This window comes from Pseudomonas sp. PB106 (assembly GCF_009764645.1).
In the GTDB taxonomy this organism is placed as follows: Bacteria; Pseudomonadota; Gammaproteobacteria; order Pseudomonadales; family Pseudomonadaceae; genus Aquipseudomonas.
In genome coordinates this window covers 100651-119441 of record NZ_RWIM01000081.1, presented here as the reverse complement: position 1 = coordinate 119441, position 18791 = coordinate 100651, and the positions used below count along the sequence as shown (strand labels likewise).

Here is an 18791-nt window from a genome sequence, read left to right as displayed (position 1 = left end):
GCTGCGATCTTTTGATCTTCTTGGAAGTCAAGATCAAAAGATCGCAGCCTTCGGCAGCTCCTACATTGGATCGCGGTGGATCACCGGGGGCTTTTCGATGGAATCAGAATTTCAGGGCAGCAGCCTTGGCCGTCACTTCGGTACCTTGCTGGCCGCTGGCGCTGATCAGTTGTACCTGAATTTTCTGCGTGGCCGGGAAGGTCTTGAAGACGTTCGCCAGATCCAGGGTCTTCAGCGCACCCGGGGTGGCGCAGGTGAATTGGTAGTGCGCGTGGATTTCGCTGTGGTCGTGGTGATGCTCATGGCCGTCCTTGTCGGCTTCAGCGTCGTCATGATTGTCGGCATCCGGTTTGGCGCCGAACAGCGGGCTCTCGAGTTCCTGGCGGGCGACCTTGCAACCTGCCGCCGCCGGCAGGCTGAACAGCACCAGCGGGTTTTCCAGTTGCGCGCGGGCAGCGGCGACCTTGGCCTTGTCGGCATCGCTGGTGGCGGCGTGTTCGAAGCCGACCAGGTTCATCGCCGGGCTTTCCAGCTCCAGCTCCAGCGTCTGGCCATCCAACGCCGCGTTGAGACGACCGACGCCGTGTTCATGCGCGCCGAGGCTGCCGTGTTCATGGTCGTGATCGTGGTCATGCTCCTCGGCGGCATGGGCGATGGCCAGCGGCAACAGGGCAAACGGCAAAGCAAGCAGCAGACGACGCATGGTGGTCTCCGGGAAGTAAAGTGAAGAGTTTGTTATGTAATCTTATAACGAAAGTCCGCAGAGTTTGCCCGTGCGCTTGGCGTTGCACAAGTCCCGTGGGAGCATGCAGGTCAGAAATGTGCAGGAGCGAACTCAATGTTGCGGATACGCGGAACCGTCGGCGACATGCCGGTGGATTTGACTGTTGAACTGGATGACAGCGACTGGGCGAAGCTCGGTTCGGCGCTGAATGCGCAGGCACCGATTGCCCAACCTGAGGTCGCCGCGTCGATGCCAGCGGCAAAACCGCTGAATCAGGACGATGCGTTGTGGCAGGTGGCGAAGGATCTGTTGCGCAAGGCCGGCCAACTCAGCGGGCCCGATCTGCTCGATCAGCTCGAAGAGCTGACCGGCAGTGCGGCGGCGGGCAAACGCTTGCTGGTGCGTTTGCGCCATAGCTCGGAGGTGAAAGTGGTGAGCGGCGGGGATACGCCGCTCTACAGCTGGATCGAGTAAGGCTTAGTACAGCGCCGCAAACATTTTGCGGCGGTAAGCGCTGACCAGCGGATGATCATTGCCCAGCAACTCGAACACCTGCAGCAAGGTTTTGTGCGGCAAACCTTCGCTGTAGCTGCGGTTGCGGATAAACAGCTTCAGTAGTGCATCCAGCGCCGCTTCATACTGCTGGCGAGCCAATTGCTGGATCGCCAGTTGATACACCGCTTCATCGTCCTGAGGATTCTGCGCCAGACGGCTTTTCAGATCGGCAGCATCCGGCAGATCACGCGCCAGGCCGAGGAACTGAATCTGCGCCTTGGCACCGGCCAGCGCGGCTTTGTGCTCATCGCTTTTGACCGCGTCGAGCACGGCCTGCGCTTCGCCCAGTTCGCCGCGTTCAGTCAGGCAACGGGCATAGAGAATCAGCGCCTTGGCATTGGTGTTGTCTTCGTTGAGCATCACCACCAGCGCCGCTTCGGCATCCGCGTAGCGACCGTCATCGAACAACGCCTGCGCCTGCTCGAACGGATCGGCCGCGGCCGGCGGCGGCATCTGCACATGCGGTTCAAGCAGGGCGCGCACGGCGGATTCCGGTTGTGCACCGGCAAAACCGTCGACCGGTTGACCGTCCTTGAACAGCACCACGGTCGGCAGGCTGCGAATGCCGAAACGGGCGACGATGTCCTGCTCGATGTCGCAGTTGACCTTGGCCAGCAGCAACTCGCCCTGATAGCTCTCGGCGATGCCTTGCAGCATCGGCATCAACGCCTTGCACGGCGCACACCATTCGGCCCAGAAATCCACCAGCACCGGTTTGTTGAAAGAAGCCTCGATCACCGACTGGTCGAAATCGGCAGTCGTGGCGTCGAAGATGTACGGCGTTTGCTCACTCATGGGGGATCTCGTCAAAGCGTGGATGGGGCAACTATACGGCTTGGCGGGGGGTGGCCGGAAGCGGTCAGCCTTTGAGATGTGTGTTGTATGGGCGGACGCCTTCGCGAGCAAGCTCGCTCCCACATTGGATCTGTGTCGTTTACAAAACCCCTGTGGGAGCGAGCTTGCTCGCGAAGCTTTTAGTCACGCCGCGCATGGTAAAGGCTGACATGCCGAAATTCCTCAGGCTCGGCCAGATCCGGCAATGTCATCGCCTCAAGCATTTCAATTCGCTCATACAACGGATGGCGAAAATCCCGCACCCGCGAATCCGCCACCAATGCTTCTCGCCCACGGCTTAAAAACGCATCGAGCAAGGGCAGATTGGCCCGGTCATACAACACATCCGCCACCAGAATCAGATCGAACCGATCGGCCTCGGCAAAGAAATCCGTCGAATAGCTCATCTCGACATTATTCAGCGCGGCATTCGCCCTGCACGCGGAAATCGCCAGCGGATCGAGATCGCAGGCCACCACTTCCAGCGCTCCGGCCTTCACCGCTGCGATCCCGGCAATCCCGGAACCGGCACCGAAATCCAGCACGCGTTTACCGCGCACCCACTCGGGAAACTCTGCCAGATAGCGCGCCACCGCCAGACCGCTGGCCCAGCAGAAACCCCAATACGGTGGCTCATGCAGAATTCGCTGGATTTCGTCCTGACTGAATTGGCGATGCATGTTGTCGCCATCGATCAGCCACAGCCGCAAATCGGTGTCGGGCAACGCACAGACCTTGAGTCTGGCGTCTCCGAGCAATTCACCTAACGCCTGTTGCAGGTCGAGCGGTGCATTCATGGTGCTTTGACAAATTGCAGCTGGCCCAGCGCCTGGGTGGTTGGCTGGGTGATGGTCTGCGACGGCAGATGCAGGATCAACTGGCCGGACTGGCTGGCGCGGCCACGCAACTCAACCCGCGCACCGGCAGGGAAGGCGTCCGGGTTGAAGCGCAGGCGGAACGGCAGGATCTGGTTGTTGCCGATCAGGCTGGAACTGGCGAGCAATTGCTGCGGGCGATCCTTTGCATCGATCACCAGCAGCGCCAGTTCGACTTCGGCACCGGCCGGCACGCCTTGCAGGGTGCCGCTCAGCTCGCGTTGATAGGCCGGCAGCGGGCCAAGCTCGGCGGCCTCTTTGGCTTTTTTCTGCGCCTGTTGTGGCGCAGGGCCGGGCGTTGGTGGCTGAGGCTTGGGCGCATCGCTGCCACAGGCCACCAGCAGGCTGAAAAGACTGAGCAAAACGAGCGGACGTAACGGCATTGGATGCTCCGGCAAAATGAAATCCATGGATCAAACGATCATGCCGTTCTGTATACCGCAAACCCTATGGCTTGTCTTGCCACCGGGATGCGCTACCATGGCCCTCCCTTTTTTTGTTGCCAGCCACCATGCACTGTCCCTTCTGCGGTGCCAACGACACCAAGGTCATCGACTCGCGTCTGGTCGCCGAGGGCGAACAGGTGCGCCGCCGGCGTGAATGCCTGGCCTGCGGCGAGCGTTTCACGACGTTCGAGACGGCCGAACTGGTGTTGCCGCGCCTGATCAAAACCGACGGCAGCCGCCAACCGTTCGACGAAGAAAAACTCCGCGCCGGCATGCAACGCGCGCTGGAGAAACGTCCGGTGAGCGTCGAGCGCCTCGAGTCCTCTCTGGTTCACATCAAGCACAAGCTGCGCGCCACCGGCGAACGCGAGGTCAAATCCCTCGTGGTCGGCGAACTGGTCATGGCTGAATTGCAGAAGCTTGATGAAGTCGCCTACATCCGCTTCGCGTCGGTGTACAAGCGCTTCCAGGACCTCAACGAATTCCGCGAAGAGATCGACCGCCTCGCCCGCGAACCGGTGAAAGAATGACCGCCGTCGCCGAGCAGGCCATCCTCGACGCCCACTTCATGGCGCGTGCGCTGGAGCTGGCGCGCAAAGGTCACTACACCACGCACCCCAATCCTCGGGTCGGCTGTGTAGTGGTGCGCGATGGGCAGATTGTCGGCGAAGGCTGGCATGAACGCGCCGGCGAACCGCACGCCGAAGTCCATGCGCTGCGCGTCGCCGGCGAACTCGCCCGTGGCGCCACCGCTTACGTGACCCTCGAGCCGTGCAGCCACCATGGCCGCACACCGCCGTGCGCCGATGCACTGGTGAATGCCGGTGTCGGTCGAGTGGTCGCAGCGATGCGTGATCCAAATCCGCAAGTCGCCGGGCGTGGTTTGCAGCGTCTGGCTGATGCCGGCATCGCCACTGAAAGTGGTGTGCTCGAAGCCGAGGCGCGAAAGCTCAATCAGGGTTTTCTGAAGCGCATGGAACACGGCTTGCCGTTCGTGCGGGTCAAGTTGGCCATGAGCCTCGACGGGCGCACGGCGATGGAAAACGGCGAGAGCCAATGGATCACCGGCCCGGCCGCGCGCTCTGCGGTTCAGCGTTTGCGCGCTCAGGCCGCCGTGGTGCTGACCGGTGCTGACACCGTGCTGGCCGATGGCGCGCGTTTGACTGTTCGTGCTGACGAACTCGGTATGGACAGCGAGCAAACCGCGCTGGCCATGAGCCGTCCGCCATTGCGTGTGCTGATCGACGGACGCCTGCGGGTGCCGCTCGATGCGCCGTTCTTCAAGGCTGGCCCGGCGTTGGTCGCCACGTGTGTCGCGATCGAAGAGCAATACGCTCACGGCCCGGAATGCCTGATCGTGCCAGGTGATGACGGTCAGGTCGATCTGCATCAATTGCTGATCGAACTGGCTGGCCGTGGCGTCAACGAGGTGCTGGTCGAGGCCGGGCCGCGATTGGCCGGCGCTTTTGCTCAGCTCGGTCTGGTAGACGAGTTCGTGATCTTCATCGCCGGCAAGTTCCTCGGTTCCACGGCGCGTCCATTGCTGGACTGGCCGCTGGCCCATATGAAGGATGCCCCGGAGCTGAAAATCACTGAAATTCGTGCGGTGGGCGATGACTGGCGAGTCACTGCCGTCCCTGTGCCATCGGCGAGCGTATAATTCCCGGCCATCGCGTTAGCGCTGGCCCAGTTCTCAAGGAGAACCCCATGTTTACCGGCATCATCGAATCCATCGGCAGTATCCGCGCATTGACCCCAAAGGGCGGTGATGTGCGGGTCCACGTCGCCACCGGCAAGCTCGACCTGAGCGACGTCAAACTCGGCGACAGCATCGCGGTCAACGGCGTCTGCCTGACGGCGGTTGAGCTGCCGGGCGACGGCTTCGCTGCCGACGTCAGCCGCGAAACCCTCGACTGCACCGCCATGAATGACCTGAAAAGCGGCAGCCCGGTCAATCTGGAAAAAGCCCTGACCCCGACCACCCGTCTCGGCGGACATCTGGTCAGCGGCCACGTCGACGGTGTCGGCGAAATCGTCTCGCGTTCCGACAATGCCCGCGCCGTGGAGTTTCGCATCCGCGCGCCGAAGGAACTGGCCAAGTACATCGCCCATAAAGGCTCGATCACCGTCGACGGCACCAGCCTGACCGTGAACGAAGTCGATGGCGCCGAGTTCATGCTGACGATCATTCCGCACACCCTGAGCGAAACCATCATGGCGTCGTACAAGCCAGGTCGCCGGGTGAATCTGGAAGTCGATTTGCTGGCGCGCTATCTGGAGCGTCTGCTTTTGGGCGACAAAGCCGCAGAGTCGGCATCCGGCGGCACCATCACCGAAAGCTTTCTGGCCCAAAACGGCTACCTCAAATCCTGAAGCTCTAAATTTCGAAAGAAGGGGGGTGCCTTGTGGCGCTCAATAGCATCGAAGAACTGGTTGAAGACATCCGCCAAGGCAAGATGGTCATCCTCATGGATGACGAAGACCGCGAGAACGAAGGCGACCTGATCATGGCCGCCGAATGCTGCCAGGCCGAACACATCAACTTCATGGCCAAGCACGCCCGTGGCCTGATCTGCATGCCGATGAGCCGCGAGCGCTGCGAACTGTTGAAGCTGCCACTGATGGCACCGCGCAACGGTTCCGGTTTCGGCACCAAGTTCACCGTCTCGATCGAAGCGGCCGAAGGCGTGACCACCGGCATCTCCGCCGCCGACCGTGCACGCACCGTGCAAGCGGCTGCTGCCAAGGATGCCAAGGCTGAAGACATCGTCAGCCCGGGCCACATCTTCCCGCTGATGGCTCAGGCCGGCGGCACCCTCGCTCGCGCCGGCCACACCGAAGCCGCTTGCGACCTCGCGCGCATGGCCGGTTTCGAACCGAGCGGCGTGATCTGCGAAGTGATGAACGACGACGGCACCATGTCCCGTCGCGCCGAACTGGAGGCGTTCGCCGCTGAGCACAACATCAAGATCGGCACCATCGCCGACCTGATTCACTACCGGATGATCCACGAACGTACCGTTCAGCGGATTGCCGAGCAGCCACTGGACAGTGAACTGGGCCAATTCAACCTGGTGACCTATCGTGATTCGGTGGAAGGCGACGTGCACATGGCGCTGACCCTGGGCACCGTGTGCGCCGAAGAGCCAACGCTGGTTCGTGTGCACAACATGGACCCGCTGCGCGACTTGCTGATGGTCAAACAACCGGGCCGCTGGAGCCTGCGCGCCGCCATGGCTGCGGTTGCCGAGGCCGGCAGCGGCGTGGTGCTGTTGCTCGGTCACCCGCTCGACGGCGACGTGCTGCTGGCGCATATCCGTGAAACCGGTGATCAGCCTGCACCGAAAAAACCGACCACCTACAGCATCGTCGGTGCCGGTTCCCAGATCCTGCGTGACCTCGGGGTACGCAAAATGCGCCTGATGTCGGCGCCAATGAAATTTAATGCGATATCCGGTTTCGATCTGGAAGTTGTAGAATACGTGCCCTCCGAATAATGACCGGTCGTTTCCGGACTCCGATTCGCGGCAAATAAATCACTGAGGGACGCGTAGCAGACGCGTCCCGGCTCTTTAAGAGATCTGACGAATGACCCTGAAGACCATCGAAGGTACCTTCATCGCCCCTAAAGGCCGCTACGCTCTGGTAGTGGGCCGCTTCAACAGCTTCGTGGTTGAAAGCCTGGTCAGCGGTGCAGTTGATGCCCTGGTTCGCCACGGCGTGAGCGAAAGCGACATCACCATCATCCGCGCACCTGGCGCCTTCGAAATCCCGCTGGTTGCGCAGAAAGTCGCCCAGAAAGGCGAGTTCGCAGCCATCATCGCCCTCGGCGCAGTCATTCGTGGCGGCACTCCGCACTTCGAATACGTGGCCGGCGAATGCACCAAGGGTCTGGCCCAGGTGTCCATGGAGTTCGGCGTGCCGGTCGCTTTCGGCGTCCTGACCGTTGATTCCATCGAGCAAGCCATCGAACGTTCCGGCACCAAGGCCGGTAACAAAGGTGCCGAAGCTGCCCTGTCCGCTCTGGAAATGGTCAGCCTGCTGGCGCAGTTGGAGGCCAAGTGATTACCGACGATAGCGATCGTTTCAACCCGCGCGATCCGAAACCTGCGGATGCCGGCAAGCCCTCGAAAAGCGTCAAGCGTCGCGAAGCCCGTCAGCTCGCGACTCAAGCGCTGTACCAGTGGCACATGGCCAAGCAATCGCTGAACGAGATCGAAGCGCAGTTCCGCGTTGATAACGATTTCACCGATGTCGACGGTGCTTACTTCCGCGAGATCCTTCACGGGGTTCCGCAGTTCAAGACCGAAATCGACAACGCCCTGTCGCCTTGCCTGGATCTGGCGATTGAAGAGCTGGACCCGGTTGAACTGGCGGTTCTGCGCCTGTCCACCTGGGAACTGCTCAAGCGCGTCGACGTGCCGTACCGCGTTGTGATCAACGAAGGTATCGAACTGGCAAAGGTTTTCGGTTCGACCGACGGCCACAAGTTCGTCAACGGCGTGCTCGACAAGCTGGCCCCGCGCCTGCGTGAAGCTGAAGTGAAGGCGTTCAAGCGCTGAAGCGCGCTTGAAACCTCATGGGCGAGTTCGAGCTGATCCGTAATTTCTTCGCCGCCGCGCCTTGTGCGCAGGGCGGCGAGGGCGTTGCTCTGGGGATCGGCGATGACTGCGCCTTGCTCGCTGTTCCTTCCGGGGAACAGTTGGCGATTTCCACCGATACGCTGGTGGCCGGTGTGCATTTCGCCGACCCCTGCGATCCGTTTCTGCTCGGTCAGCGCTCGCTGGCCGTCGCGGTCAGCGATCTGGCCGCCATGGGCGCCACGCCCGTTGCCTTTACCCTTGCCCTGACTGTGCCGACGGTGACCGCCGATTGGTTGCAAGCCTATGCCCGCGGTTTGAACCGCATGGCGCAGAGTTGCGGCGTGACCCTGGTGGGCGGCGATACCACGCGTGGGCCGTTGAGCCTGACCGTCACGGTGTTCGGTCGGGTGCCGGCGGGGCAGGCGTTGACTCGTTGCGGTGCGCAGCCGGGCGATTTGCTGTGTGTCGGGGGTGAACTGGGCAATGCCGCCGGCGCCTTGCCGCTGGTGTTGGGTCAGCGTGATGCTGACCCAGCAATCGCCCAGCCATTGCTTGAGCACTATTGGTCACCACAACCGCAACTCGCCCTCGGTCAGGCGTTGCGCGGCAAAGCCACGTCGGCGCTGGATATATCCGATGGCCTGCTCGCCGATTGTGGCCACATCGCGCTGGCCTCAAAGGTTCGGCTTGAGATTGAACGCGAGCGCGTACCGCTGTCGGATGCTTTAGTGGCGTTCCTCGGCCAGCGCGGCGCCGAACGTGCGGCGCTGAGCGGTGGCGATGATTACGTGTTGGCGTTCACGCTACCGTCCGTCGAGTTACCCGCATTGCTGGCCAAAGGCTGGCCGATCCATGTGATCGGTTGCGTGGCCGAAGGTCAGGGCGTGGTGCTGCTGGATCGCGAAGGCCATGACATCACCCCGCAAATCCGGGGCTATCAACATTTTCAGGAGACACCGTGACAGATCACCCGAAACAGGTTCCGGCCGAATTCGTTCCGCCGTCGGTCTGGCGCAATCCTTGGCATTTCCTCGCGTTCGGCTTCGGTTCCGGCACTCTGCCGAAAGCACCGGGCACGTGGGGCTCGTTAGTTGCGCTACCCTTTATTCCGTTGTGGCAGATGTTGCCCGACTGGGGTTACTGGCTGATGCTCGGGATCACCATGCTGTTCGGCTTCTGGCTGTGCGGCAAAGTGGCCGACGATCTGCGGGTACACGACCACGAAGGCATCGTCTGGGACGAAATGGTCGGGATGTGGATCACCCTCTGGCTGGTGCCGGAAGGCTGGTACTGGTTGCTCGCGGGTTTCCTGGTGTTCCGCTTCTTCGACATTCTCAAGCCGTGGCCGATTCGCTGGATCGACCGACACGTTCACGGCGGCGTCGGCATCATGCTCGACGACGTGCTGGCCGGTGTTTTTGCCTGGCTGGCGATGCAGGGGCTGGTGTGGATTTTCGCCTGATTCCGAGGGAAATCAGGGTCAAGTGAGGGACTAGGGATGGCTCGACGCTGGTTGGCGCTAGTGATGTTTGCTTTACTGAGCACTGTTGCCAGTGCGCAGGAAGCTGCGCCGACGCCTGCGGTCATCCATCTGGCCAGCGAAGACTGGGAAGACTACACCGCCGCCGACGGTCATGGCCTCGGTTGGGACGTGCTGCGCAAGGTGTTCGAGCCGGCCGGGGTCAAGCTGGACATTCGCACCGTGCCGTACACCCGTTCGATCGGACTGGTGCAGTTGAAGGAAGTCGACGCGCTGGTCGGCTCCTATCGCGACGAAGCCGAGCAAGTCCTGTATCCGCACTGGAATTTCGATTCCGACCATATTTACGCACTGGGTCTGGCGAGCAACCCGTCGCCGACTCAGGCGACGCTGGGCAAGTATCGACTGGCCTGGGTGCGTGGCTATCGTTACGAAAACTATCTGCCGAACATCAAACGCTACAACCAGATCGAGCGTCGTACCGGCATTCTGTCGATGCTCAAGCAGGGGCGCGCGGATTTCTACATCGATGCGCTGACCGAGATCGAAGCGGTGGTGAAAACGGCGGCGGATTCGACTCAATATCGCTATTCGCATCTGATCGAGTTGCCGCTGTACCTCGGCTTTGCCGACACCGCGCAAGCCCGGACGCTGATGGCGCTGTATGACCAGCGTATGGAGCAACTGGTGAAGAGCGGCGAGTTGAAACCGATATTCGAGAAGTGGCAGCAGCCGTATCCGTTCGGCTCGAACTGACGCGGTTGCCCGGCTGATAAAGAACCCTGTGGGAGCTGGCTTGCCAGCGATAGCGGTGGCTCAGTCACCAGAATGGCGGCAGATATACCGCCATCGCTGGCAAGCCAGCTCCCACAGGGGGCGCAGTTATCAAACTTTTTGATCGTTATGCCCGATAATTCAGCCTAAGCGTGTGCAGGAACCTGCTGTTACAATGCCCGCCTGCGAATTTTCAGACTCTTTTAGATCAGGAGCACACCGGTGCCTGTCGTCTTTGTCGCCGCTTCCAAGCTGCCAACACCCTTTGCGCAATTCACCATGCACGGTTTTCTCGATGAAGCCACCGGCCGCGAGCACGTCGTGCTGAGCCTGGGTGAAATTGCCGACGGTGCTCCGGTACTCGGCCGGTTGCACTCCGAATGCTTGACCGGCGATGCCTTGTTCAGCCAGCGCTGCGACTGCGGTTCGCAACTTGAAGGCGCGCTGAAAGCCATCGCCCGTGAAGGCCGTGGCGTGTTGCTGTACCTGCGTCAGGAAGGTCGTGGCATCGGTCTGCTCAACAAGATCCGTGCTTATGAACTGCAGGACGGCGGCGCCGACACCGTTGAAGCCAACGAACGTCTGGGTTTCGCCGCTGACCAGCGAGACTACGCGATGTGCCTGCCAATGCTTGAGCATCTGGGCGTGAAATCCCTGCGCCTGATGACCAACAACCCGCGCAAGGTCAAAGCTTTGACCGACATGGGCATCACCGTCGCCGAGCGCGTGCCGTTGCACACCGGCCACAACCCGCACAACAAACTCTACCTGGCGACCAAGGCCAGCAAGCTCGACCACATGATGGGCAACGAGCATCAAGGCGAGGTTGATCGCGCGTGACACGCGGTCAGGTGCGACGCCGATTGTCGGTCGACTGGTGGAAATACCTGGCGCTGGCGCTGGTGCCGCTGTTCGTGCTCAACGCGCTGTTTGGTCAGGGCGAGGGGATTCTGCCAGTACTGGCAATGCCGTTCTTTATCGCCGGTGTGGCGTCGATGTTTGTCAGCCTGAAGTTTTTCGGTCGGTACAAGCACGCACTGATCGCCACCCAAAAAGCCCTCGACACACCTGAAGAACCGGCGGCGTGGATTGCTCTCGCAGCGCGTCGTCGCACTGCATTTCTCGCGGCTGCATTGCCGGCGTGGATCGGTGCACTGGCGGTGTTTGTCGGTCTCGAAGCCGTGCCGCTGATGCTGCTGGCGCTGTCCACGGCGGTGCTGTTCTATCTCTACCGTATCCCGCGTCAACTCGGCTGATGCGCCGTCTGTGGCTGGCGCTTCTGCTGCTGGCCGTCTCGGCTCCGGTGCTGGCGAGCCTGCGGGTGGTCAGCCTCGCACCGTCCCTTTCTGAAATCGTTGTCGAGCTGGATTCGGCTGACTTGCTGGTGGGCGTGCTGGATGCCGGTGAGCGTCCGACCGAGATTGCCAGCGTGCCGTCGGTTGGGCGCTATGGCCAACTCGACATGGAACAGTTGCTGAGCTTAAAGCCTGATTTGCTGTTGCTCTGGCCCGGCAGCGTCGGCCCGGCGCAGCGTGATCAGCTCAAGCGTCTGGGCATCCCGACCTTCGTTGCCGAACCGCATTCCCTCGAACAACTCGCTGCGCAGATCGAAGCCATCGCCGCGCAATTGGGGCGTCCCGAGCGTGGGGCGAATCGTGCGGCAGCGTTGCGCGAACAACTCGCAGCGCTTCGCCAGCGTTATCGCCGGGATGCGCCGATGCGGGTGTTCTACCAAGTGTGGGACAAGCCGCTGTACACCGTCGGTGGCGGGCAGATCATCAGTGATGCGCTTGAGGTGTGCGGCGCGCGCAATGTCTTCGGCGATCTGAGTCTGCCGGCGCCGCAGGTGAGTATCGAGGCGGTGTTGCAGCGTGATCCGGAGGTGATTCTGGCGGGGGATCAGGCGCAGTTGAATGCGTGGAAGGCCTGGCCGCAAGTGGCAGCGGTGAAACAGGGAAAATTACTGTTGGTCACCGATAAAGGCCTGGAGCGCCCCAGCGGCCAAATGATCGACGCCACCGCCAAGCTCTGCCAATTGATCGCGCCGGACAGGTGATTCTGTAGGAGCTGCCGAAGGCTGCGATCTTTTGACTTTGTTGTTTGACTGAGTCGGAAACGCCGAAGATCAAGATCAAAAGATCGCAGCCTTCGGCAGCTCCTACAGGGGGCTTAGTTGATTTCGGGAGTCCAGGTCACCCCAAACATCCACACCCGACCTTCCTCACGATAACCATACTGACTGCCGTCATAGCTGTAATTCGCCCGGCTGTAACCTTTGTCGAAAACGTTATCAACTTTTAGATCGAGCTTGATCTCACGGTTCAGCGCCCAACTGCTGCGCAAGCCGAACAGCGCATAGCCTCCCAGCGGGTTTTCATTTTTCAGATCGTCATAACTGCAGCTCACAGCCTGCCAACTTGCACCGACGCCGAGCTGGTCAAACTGTCGATCCAGATCCCAGCTCAACGTCCGCCGTGCGCGACGCGCCAATGTATGGCCGCTATCGCGATCGCGCGGGTCGATGATCGATAGGCCCAGATTGCTTTGCCAGTCGAACAGCTCCTGCTTCAGCGCCGCTTCAAAGCCGTTGATTCGTGCTGAAGCGACGTTTTCCGGACGTGAATTGCTGCCGAAGATAATTGCGTCTTCCAGATCCGTGCGGTAAATCGAGGCTTCGAGACGGCTGCTGTCGGTCAACTGGCTGCGCCATTGCAGTTCGTAACTCTTTGAAGTTTCGGGTTTCAGATCCGGGTTGCTGAAATCCGGGTAGTACAGGTCGTTGAAAGTCGGTGCGCGGAAGCCTTCGCTGTAGCTCAGCAACAGATCATTGTCCGGGTTCAGCGGCAGGGTGAACGTGCCGCTCCAGGTGTTCTGGCTGCCGAATTGTTGGTTGTCGTCGTGACGCAGACCGAGTTCAGTGGAGAAGTTGTCCGCCTGATAACGATGCTGGATAAACGCCGCCCGGTTCCAGCGGCTGTCCTCGTCAAACGCGGTGCTGCTGTTGACCCGGTCTTCGTACCAGTCGCCGCCGAGGATCAGGCTATTGCGCGCATCCAGGGTCAGGTCGTTTTGCCAGTTCACCGAGTCGCGGTAGGTGTTGAATACCGTGCGATCGTCGCTGAGCTTGTCGAAGGTCTTCTCGCGGTTCTCGGTGTGGCCGAATTCGACACGGGTTTTCCAGGTTTCGTTGATCCGCGCATCGACGTAACTGCTGACGCTGCTGACGTTGAAATCGCTGTAGGGCTGCTGCTGCATCGACTCGAACGTGGTCGTGTCGAAGCGGCCGAAGGGGTTGTCGAACTCGCTCTTGCCCCGGTTATCCAGGAGGTTGGCGCCGACTTCGATGTCATCGGTCAGTGCATGGCTGAGGCTCAGGCTGACGGATTTATTGCGATAGGCATCGTGATCACTATCGCTGGGGTACGACTCGTGAGTGCGGTCGATCCCGGCGGTTTCATCCAGGCTCGCACCCAGATTGAAGCGGGTCTTGTCGTCGCCCCCGGACAGCCCAAGGCTGCGCTCCCATGTCTGGTTACTGCCGAACCCGACGTGCATCCGCGGCTGCAAGCCCTGTTCGCTGCCACGGCGGGTGAAGATCTGAATCACCCCGCCAATTGCATCGCTGCCGTAAATCACCGAGCGCGAACCGCGCAGGACTTCCACGCGCTCGATCTGCTCAATGTTCAGGTGCTGCAGATTGCTGTCGCCCGAGGTCGAGTTGCCGATGCGCTGGCCATCGACCAGCACCAGGCTCTGCGCCGACTGCGTGCCGCGAATGTAGATGCCCGGCAGACTGCCGCGCCCGCCGGTCTGCGCCACTTGCACGCCCGGCACGCGTCGTAGCAAATCCGGCACGTCGCTCGGCTGCAGGCGATCGATGTCTTCACGGGTGAAAACGGTATTGGCAGCGCTGCTGTCGTTGCGCGCTTCGACCTGACGGTTGGCGGAGATCAGCACATCCGGCAGCTTCAGCGCTTGGTCACGCTCGAAGGTGTCAGCGAAGGCGTTGGCCGATGGCAGCAGGAAGAAGGATAGGGCGAGGCGCGAGAGGTTCATGAACAATCCATCGGGGAATATCGGGTGTACACAAATATTGGGTTAGCACAAAACACTGTGGGAGCGGGCTTGCCCGCGAAGGCGTCGGCACAAACAACATTGATGTTGGATGTGGCGACCTCTTCGCGGGCAAGCCCGCTCCCACAGTGATTGTGTGTGTGGCGGATCAGCGGTTGAGCAATTCCAGACGCTGACGAATCGACGTTTCGATCCCGGCCTCATCCAGCCCGCATTCGGCCAGCATCTGCGCCGGTTTCGCGTGCTCGACGTAAACATCCGGCAAGCCCAGATGCAGCATCGATTTGAGGATGTTTTCCCGTGCGAGGAACTCGCTGACCGCGCCACCGGCGCCACCCATGATCGCGTTCTCTTCGATGGTCACCAGCAGCTCGTGGCTGCCGGCAATCTCGCGCACCAGCGCTTCGTCGAGTGGTTTGACGAAACGCATGTCGACCACGGTGGCATCCAGCTTCTCGGCGACTTTCAGCGCTTCGGCCAGTTGCACGCCGAACACCAGCAGGGCGACTTTGCTGCCCTGACGACGGACGATGCCCTTGCCGATTTCGATCGGTTCGAGATCTTTGTCGATGGTCGCATTCGGGCCGTTGCCGCGCGGGTAACGCACCGCCGCCGGGCCGTTGTAGAGGTGGCCGGTGGTGAGCATTTTGCGCAGTTCGTTTTCATCGCTCGGGGTCATGATGACCATGCCCGGGATGCAGCGCAGGTACGACAGGTCGAAGCTGCCGGCGTGGGTCGGGCCGTCTTCGCCAACCAGACCGGCGCGGTCGATGGCGAACAGCACGTCGAGGTTCTGCACCGCAACGTCATGCACCAACTGGTCGTAACCACGCTGCAGGAACGTTGAGTAGATCGCCACCACCGGTTTTGCGCCTTCGCAGGCCATGCCGGCAGCGAACGTCACCGCGTGTTGCTCGGCAATCGCCACGTCGAAGTAGCGCAGCGGGAAGCGTTCGCTGAACGCGACCAGGTCCGAGCCTTCCTTCATCGCCGGGGTGATCCCGACCAGACGTGGGTCAGCGGCGGCCATGTCGCACAGCCACTCGCCGAACACTGCCGAGTACTTCGGTCCACCGGCCTTTTTCGGCGCTGCGGCCGGAGCGTCCACCGGTTCGAGTTTGGTAATGGCGTGATAACCGATCGGGTCGACTTCCGCCGGGGCGAAGCCTTTGCCTTTCTTGGTGACGATGTGCAGGAACTGCGGGCCTTTGAGATCGCGCATGTTGCGCAGCGTGGCGATCAGGGTCGGCAGGTCATGGCCGTCAATCGGGCCGATGTAGTTCCAGCCCAACTCTTCGAACAGCGTGCCGGGAACCAGCATGCCTTTGGCGTATTCTTCGGTGCGACGGGCGATTTCCCAGGCGCCGGGCAAGCGCGACAGGACTTTCTTGCTGCCTTCGCGCATGCTCGCGTAAGTACGGCTGGAAAGGATCTTCGCCAGATAATTCGACAGACCGCCGACGTTACGCGAGATCGACATGTCGTTGTCGTTGAGGATCACCAGCATGTTGGCGTTCACTTCTGGCGCATGGTTCAGCGCCTCGAAGGCCATGCCGGCGGTCAATGCGCCGTCACCGATCACGGCAATCGCCTTGCGATCACTGTTTTGCAGGCGGGCGGCAATGGCCATGCCCAGCGCAGCGCTGATCGAAGTGCTGGAGTGGCCGACGCCGAAGGTGTCGTACTCGCTCTCGGAGCGGCGCGGGAAAGCGGCAATGCCGTCCTTCTGGCGCAGGCTGCCCATGCGCTCGCGGCGACCGGTGAGGATCTTGTGCGGATACGCCTGATGACCGACGTCCCACAGCAGACGGTCGTCCGGTGTGTCGAAGACGTAATGCAACGCGATGGTCAGCTCGATCACGCCCAGGCCGGCACCGAAATGCCCACCGGTCTGACCGACCGTGTAGAGCAGTTCCAGGCGCAACTCATCGGCCAGGGTTTCCAGCTCGGCTTCGCCTAACCGGCGCAGGCCGTCCGGCGTGTTCGCGCGGTCGAGCAGGGGCGTGGTCGGGCGCTTGCGGGGAATCTCATGAAACGTCGTGGGCATCAGGCGAATCGTTATAGGTATAGAAGATGCGGCAGTTTACCTGATGCATCGCCCCCTGCCCACGCGTTGGTTTTTTTTGGCGGATTCGCCGTCAGCTGCGGCGCTCGACGATATACCGGGCCAGCTCGCGCAAAGGCTCGGCCGCCGCGTCAAACGGTCGCAGGGCGTGCAGGGCCTGATCACGCAGTTCCAGCGCGTAGGCCTTGGCGGCGTCGAGGCCGAGCAGCGCCGGGTAAGTTGGTTTGTCACGAGCGATGTCGGCGCCCTGGCGTTTGCCGAGGGTTTCGGTATCGCTTTCGACGTCGAGGATGTCGTCCTGCACCTGAAAGGCCAGACCGATGGCCCGAGCATACGTCTGCAACGCCTTGAGTTGATCCTGCTCGGCACGGCCGCTGGCCAGCGCACCCAGTTTGACGCTGACTTCGATCAGCGCGCCGGTCTTGTGCCGGTGCATCTGTTCAAGGGCTTGTTGATCGAGTTTGAGGCCGACCGAGCCAAGGTCGATGGCCTGACCGCCGACCATGCCCGCCGGGCCTGCCGCCTGGGCCAGCGCGGTGACCATTTGCAGGCGGATGTCGCTGCTGCAATCGCTCAGGCGCGGGTCGAGCACGGCGCTGAAGGCCAGGCTCTGCAAACCGTCACCGGCAAGAATCGCGCAGGCTTCGTCGAATTTTTTGTGGGTGGTTGGCTGGCCGCGACGCAGATCGTCGTCGTCCATTGCCGGCAGGTCGTCGTGAACCAGCGAGTACGCGTGGATCAACTCGATTGCGCAGGCGGCGCCGTTGGCTTGTTCAGCCTTGCCGCCCAACGCTTCACACGCAGCATAGGCCAGCAGCGGGCGCACGCGTTTGCCGCCATTCATCACGCTATAGCGCATTGCCTCATAGAGGCGCGCCAATTCCGGCAGCGGTGCGTTGAACAGGGTTTCCAGCGCCGCATTGACCCGGGCCTGGCTGGTCGCCGTATACGCTGCAATCATTCTGGCTGTTCCGCGTCGAAGGGTTCCTCGGCGAGTTCGCCATCGCGCTCCAGCAGCACTTGCACCTTCTGCTCGGCTTGCGCCAGCGCTGCCTGGCAGTCACGGGTCAGACCGATGCCCTGCTCGAAAGCGGTCAGCGAGTCTTCCAGCGACAATTCACCGTTCTCCAGACGCTCGACCAATGTTTGCAGGTCGGCGAGGGACTGCTCGAAATCCAGTGCAGCTTTTTTGCGGGCCATGGCGGCGATTTCCGGTTGACGTTAAACCGGCGCGACACTAGCAGATAGGGGGGTTATGGGCAAATGAGCGGCCTACCAAGGCTGCGTGAAAAACCCTGCTGTTATTCATCAGGCCAGGATTTATTCGGCTCATTTTGTGAGCCGAATAATCTCGCTATTCGGCTCACGCCTGCCCAAAGTCCGATTTCCTACAGTTATTGCACATGTATCCGATTGTTAAAAAACCGCCGAATAGCTAATCTTCGCGCCTTCTACGACCCAGCAGTCACGGGTCTTTCAGACGAAACGCAGTTTCACCGCTGTGAAGTACCGAGGATCGGGTGCAAGGTTTCGTTTAGGCATGGCAGGAGGCATCACATGCGTTCATTTCTTTTGCTGCTGATTGGCCTGGCTTTCGCGCCGGCGCTGCTGGCCGCGCCAAGCGCCGAGTTGTCGGAACCGGTGGGTGGCTGGCGCTATCACGGCTTGCTCGATCGCACTGAAAACCCGCAAGTCGCCTACCCGACGCCGCCGATCGATCGCGGCATCCAGCGCAATCGAACGATGATCCAGGGCCAGCTCAAGGCCATTGGGCACATGCGCCCGCCGCACAGTCTCGCCGTGAATGGCAATCCACTGAATCTGTACACCGATGACCAGGGCCGGTTCGCCCGGCCGTACGCGTTCGGCGCGGGCTCCAACAGCGTCGAAGTGATCAGCGCCGAGGGCCAGTCGCTCAAGCGCGTGCAATTTTATGAAGCAAATAACTTGCGCACGCCGGCGCGTATTCGTCTTGTCTTGGGATGGGACGATCCGAAAGCCGAACTCGATCTGCACATTGTCACCCCTGACGGTCAGCATGCCTTCTGGGCGCAACCGGCACTGAGCAATGGCGGCGGCCTCGACCCGGATGGCGTCGATGGCCCAGGCCCGGAAATGTTCACCATGACCGCGCCGCTGCACGGCACCTATCTGGTTTACGTCAACTATTGGGGCAACTTCGGCAACGGCGGCTATAACTTCGAGGAGACCAGCAACCAGAACGAGGTGATCACCTCGCAAATCACGCTGGTGCTCAACGAAAACACCGTCGACGAAAAACGCGAAACGTTCATCGTGCCCCTGCGGGCTATCGGTGATCTGCTGCTGGTCAAGACGTTCAACTATTAAGTATTCCGCCACGGATGAGATCGGGTTTTTGA

At 61.2% G+C, this 18791-nt stretch carries 22 protein-coding genes; 14 read left to right on the top strand and 8 right to left on the bottom strand.

Going from position 1 to position 18791, the window contains the following annotated elements; all coding sequences use genetic code 11:
* Window positions 1-103: 103 nt before the first annotated feature.
* Window positions 104-703, bottom strand: a complete 600-nt coding sequence (locus tag EJA71_RS11435) for a DUF2796 domain-containing protein (RefSeq protein WP_158956869.1) — start codon at window positions 701-703, stop codon at window positions 104-106.
* 135 nt (window positions 704-838) lie between these two features.
* Between EJA71_RS11435 and EJA71_RS11430 the strand changes: the two genes are divergently transcribed.
* Window positions 839-1198, top strand: coding sequence for a hypothetical protein (locus EJA71_RS11430; protein WP_158956867.1), 360 nt, complete (start codon window positions 839-841; stop codon window positions 1196-1198).
* Between the two features lie 3 nt (window positions 1199-1201).
* Here EJA71_RS11430 and trxA read toward each other — a convergent pair whose 3' ends face one another.
* The 3 genes from trxA to EJA71_RS11415 form a co-directional block, all read right to left on the bottom strand.
* A complete protein-coding gene (trxA, locus tag EJA71_RS11425) occupies window positions 1202-2074 on the bottom strand; it encodes a thioredoxin (RefSeq protein ID WP_158956865.1) in 873 nt (290 codons plus the stop codon).
* Between the two features lie 179 nt (window positions 2075-2253).
* Complete coding sequence (locus EJA71_RS11420; RefSeq protein ID WP_158956863.1) at window positions 2254-2910, bottom strand: methyltransferase; 657 nt, start codon at window positions 2908-2910, stop codon at window positions 2254-2256.
* Window positions 2907-3371, bottom strand: coding sequence for a YbaY family lipoprotein (locus EJA71_RS11415; RefSeq protein ID WP_158956861.1), 465 nt, complete (start codon window positions 3369-3371; stop codon window positions 2907-2909). The genes EJA71_RS11420 and EJA71_RS11415 overlap by 4 nt, the downstream gene beginning before the upstream one ends.
* A gap of 128 nt (window positions 3372-3499) precedes the next feature.
* Between EJA71_RS11415 and nrdR the strand changes: the two genes are divergently transcribed.
* The 12 genes from nrdR (at window position 3500) to EJA71_RS11355 (ending at window position 12327) form a co-directional block, all read left to right on the top strand.
* Window positions 3500-3964 (top strand): transcriptional regulator NrdR, encoded by a 465-nt coding sequence (gene nrdR, locus EJA71_RS11410; protein ID WP_007910946.1) that lies wholly within the window; start codon window positions 3500-3502, stop codon window positions 3962-3964.
* Complete coding sequence (gene ribD, locus EJA71_RS11405) at window positions 3961-5094, top strand: bifunctional diaminohydroxyphosphoribosylaminopyrimidine deaminase/5-amino-6-(5-phosphoribosylamino)uracil reductase RibD (RefSeq protein WP_158956859.1); 1134 nt, start codon at window positions 3961-3963, stop codon at window positions 5092-5094. The genes nrdR and ribD overlap by 4 nt, the downstream gene beginning before the upstream one ends.
* 47 nt (window positions 5095-5141) lie before the next feature.
* On the top strand, window positions 5142-5807 hold the full coding sequence (locus EJA71_RS11400) for a riboflavin synthase (RefSeq protein ID WP_158956857.1): 666 nt from the start codon (window positions 5142-5144) through the stop codon (window positions 5805-5807).
* Between the two features lie 32 nt (window positions 5808-5839).
* Complete coding sequence (gene ribBA / locus EJA71_RS11395) at window positions 5840-6931, top strand: bifunctional 3,4-dihydroxy-2-butanone-4-phosphate synthase/GTP cyclohydrolase II (protein WP_008081846.1); 1092 nt, start codon at window positions 5840-5842, stop codon at window positions 6929-6931.
* Window positions 6932-7022: 91 nt separating this feature from the next.
* Window positions 7023-7499: a 6,7-dimethyl-8-ribityllumazine synthase gene (gene ribE, locus EJA71_RS11390; RefSeq protein WP_003228649.1), complete on the top strand. Its 477-nt coding sequence runs from the start codon at window positions 7023-7025 to the stop codon at window positions 7497-7499.
* The gene (gene nusB, locus EJA71_RS11385; RefSeq protein ID WP_122592657.1) at window positions 7496-7996 is read left to right on the top strand and encodes a transcription antitermination factor NusB; all 501 of its coding nucleotides are present in this window, start codon (window positions 7496-7498) and stop codon (window positions 7994-7996) included. The genes ribE and nusB overlap by 4 nt, the downstream gene beginning before the upstream one ends.
* Window positions 7997-8013: 17 nt before the next feature.
* A complete protein-coding gene (gene thiL, locus EJA71_RS11380; RefSeq protein WP_158956855.1) occupies window positions 8014-8979 on the top strand; it encodes a thiamine-phosphate kinase in 966 nt (321 codons plus the stop codon).
* Window positions 8976-9479 carry a phosphatidylglycerophosphatase A gene (locus EJA71_RS11375; RefSeq protein WP_007910933.1) on the top strand — a complete coding sequence of 168 codons (504 nt, stop codon included), beginning with the start codon at window positions 8976-8978 and terminating at the stop codon, window positions 9477-9479. Before thiL ends, EJA71_RS11375 begins: the two co-directional genes overlap by 4 nt.
* A gap of 36 nt (window positions 9480-9515) precedes the next feature.
* The gene (locus tag EJA71_RS11370; RefSeq protein WP_158956853.1) at window positions 9516-10253 is read left to right on the top strand and encodes an ABC transporter substrate-binding protein; all 738 of its coding nucleotides are present in this window, start codon (window positions 9516-9518) and stop codon (window positions 10251-10253) included.
* 240 nt (window positions 10254-10493) lie between these two features.
* Window positions 10494-11111, top strand: a complete 618-nt coding sequence (gene ribA, locus EJA71_RS11365) for a GTP cyclohydrolase II (protein ID WP_016984117.1) — start codon at window positions 10494-10496, stop codon at window positions 11109-11111.
* A complete protein-coding gene (locus EJA71_RS11360; RefSeq protein ID WP_158956851.1) occupies window positions 11108-11527 on the top strand; it encodes an MFS transporter in 420 nt (139 codons plus the stop codon). Before ribA ends, EJA71_RS11360 begins: the two co-directional genes overlap by 4 nt.
* Window positions 11527-12327 (top strand): cobalamin-binding protein, encoded by an 801-nt coding sequence (locus EJA71_RS11355; RefSeq protein WP_158956849.1) that lies wholly within the window; start codon window positions 11527-11529, stop codon window positions 12325-12327. Before EJA71_RS11360 ends, EJA71_RS11355 begins: the two co-directional genes overlap by 1 nt.
* Before the next feature lie 113 nt (window positions 12328-12440).
* Here EJA71_RS11355 and EJA71_RS11350 read toward each other — a convergent pair whose 3' ends face one another.
* From EJA71_RS11350 to EJA71_RS11335, 4 genes are all read right to left on the bottom strand, one after another.
* Entirely contained in the window at window positions 12441-14327 is a 1887-nt protein-coding gene (locus tag EJA71_RS11350) for a TonB-dependent receptor domain-containing protein (RefSeq protein ID WP_158956847.1), read from the bottom strand.
* A 166-nt stretch (window positions 14328-14493) separates the two neighbouring features.
* The gene (dxs, locus tag EJA71_RS11345) at window positions 14494-16392 is read right to left on the bottom strand and encodes a 1-deoxy-D-xylulose-5-phosphate synthase (protein ID WP_158956845.1); all 1899 of its coding nucleotides are present in this window, start codon (window positions 16390-16392) and stop codon (window positions 14494-14496) included.
* 91 nt (window positions 16393-16483) lie between these two features.
* Window positions 16484-17371 carry a (2E,6E)-farnesyl diphosphate synthase gene (ispA, locus tag EJA71_RS11340; protein WP_158956843.1) on the bottom strand — a complete coding sequence of 296 codons (888 nt, stop codon included), beginning with the start codon at window positions 17369-17371 and terminating at the stop codon, window positions 16484-16486.
* Entirely contained in the window at window positions 17368-17610 is a 243-nt protein-coding gene (locus EJA71_RS11335) for an exodeoxyribonuclease VII small subunit (RefSeq protein ID WP_003228627.1), read from the bottom strand. The genes ispA and EJA71_RS11335 overlap by 4 nt, the downstream gene beginning before the upstream one ends.
* A 357-nt stretch (window positions 17611-17967) precedes the next feature.
* On the opposite strand from EJA71_RS11335, the gene EJA71_RS11330 reads away from it, so the two are divergent.
* A complete protein-coding gene (locus tag EJA71_RS11330; protein WP_158956841.1) occupies window positions 17968-18759 on the top strand; it encodes a YfaP family protein in 792 nt (263 codons plus the stop codon).
* Window positions 18760-18791: the final 32 nt, after the last annotated feature.

Coding starts and splice junctions, on each gene's coding strand:
- dxs (WP_158956845.1), bottom strand. CDS start 16,392: ATGCCCACGACGTTTCATGAGATTCCCCGCAAGCGCCCGACCACGCCC.
- EJA71_RS11435 (WP_158956869.1), bottom strand. CDS start 703: ATGCGTCGTCTGCTGCTTGCTTTGCCGTTTGCCCTGTTGCCGCTGGCC.
- EJA71_RS11370 (WP_158956853.1), top strand. CDS start 9,516: ATGGCTCGACGCTGGTTGGCGCTAGTGATGTTTGCTTTACTGAGCACT.
- EJA71_RS11335 (WP_003228627.1), bottom strand. CDS start 17,610: ATGGCCCGCAAAAAAGCTGCACTGGATTTCGAGCAGTCCCTCGCCGAC.
- ribD (WP_158956859.1), top strand. CDS start 3,961: ATGACCGCCGTCGCCGAGCAGGCCATCCTCGACGCCCACTTCATGGCG.
- nrdR (WP_007910946.1), top strand. CDS start 3,500: ATGCACTGTCCCTTCTGCGGTGCCAACGACACCAAGGTCATCGACTCG.
- EJA71_RS11355 (WP_158956849.1), top strand. CDS start 11,527: ATGCGCCGTCTGTGGCTGGCGCTTCTGCTGCTGGCCGTCTCGGCTCCG.
- EJA71_RS11415 (WP_158956861.1), bottom strand. CDS start 3,371: ATGCCGTTACGTCCGCTCGTTTTGCTCAGTCTTTTCAGCCTGCTGGTG.
- EJA71_RS11330 (WP_158956841.1), top strand. CDS start 17,968: ATGCGTTCATTTCTTTTGCTGCTGATTGGCCTGGCTTTCGCGCCGGCG.
- EJA71_RS11430 (WP_158956867.1), top strand. CDS start 839: ATGTTGCGGATACGCGGAACCGTCGGCGACATGCCGGTGGATTTGACT.
- EJA71_RS11420 (WP_158956863.1), bottom strand. CDS start 2,910: ATGAATGCACCGCTCGACCTGCAACAGGCGTTAGGTGAATTGCTCGGA.
- ispA (WP_158956843.1), bottom strand. CDS start 17,371: ATGATTGCAGCGTATACGGCGACCAGCCAGGCCCGGGTCAATGCGGCG.
- trxA (WP_158956865.1), bottom strand. CDS start 2,074: ATGAGTGAGCAAACGCCGTACATCTTCGACGCCACGACTGCCGATTTC.
- thiL (WP_158956855.1), top strand. CDS start 8,014: ATGGGCGAGTTCGAGCTGATCCGTAATTTCTTCGCCGCCGCGCCTTGT.
- EJA71_RS11400 (WP_158956857.1), top strand. CDS start 5,142: ATGTTTACCGGCATCATCGAATCCATCGGCAGTATCCGCGCATTGACC.
- EJA71_RS11350 (WP_158956847.1), bottom strand. CDS start 14,327: ATGAACCTCTCGCGCCTCGCCCTATCCTTCTTCCTGCTGCCATCGGCC.
- ribE (WP_003228649.1), top strand. CDS start 7,023: ATGACCCTGAAGACCATCGAAGGTACCTTCATCGCCCCTAAAGGCCGC.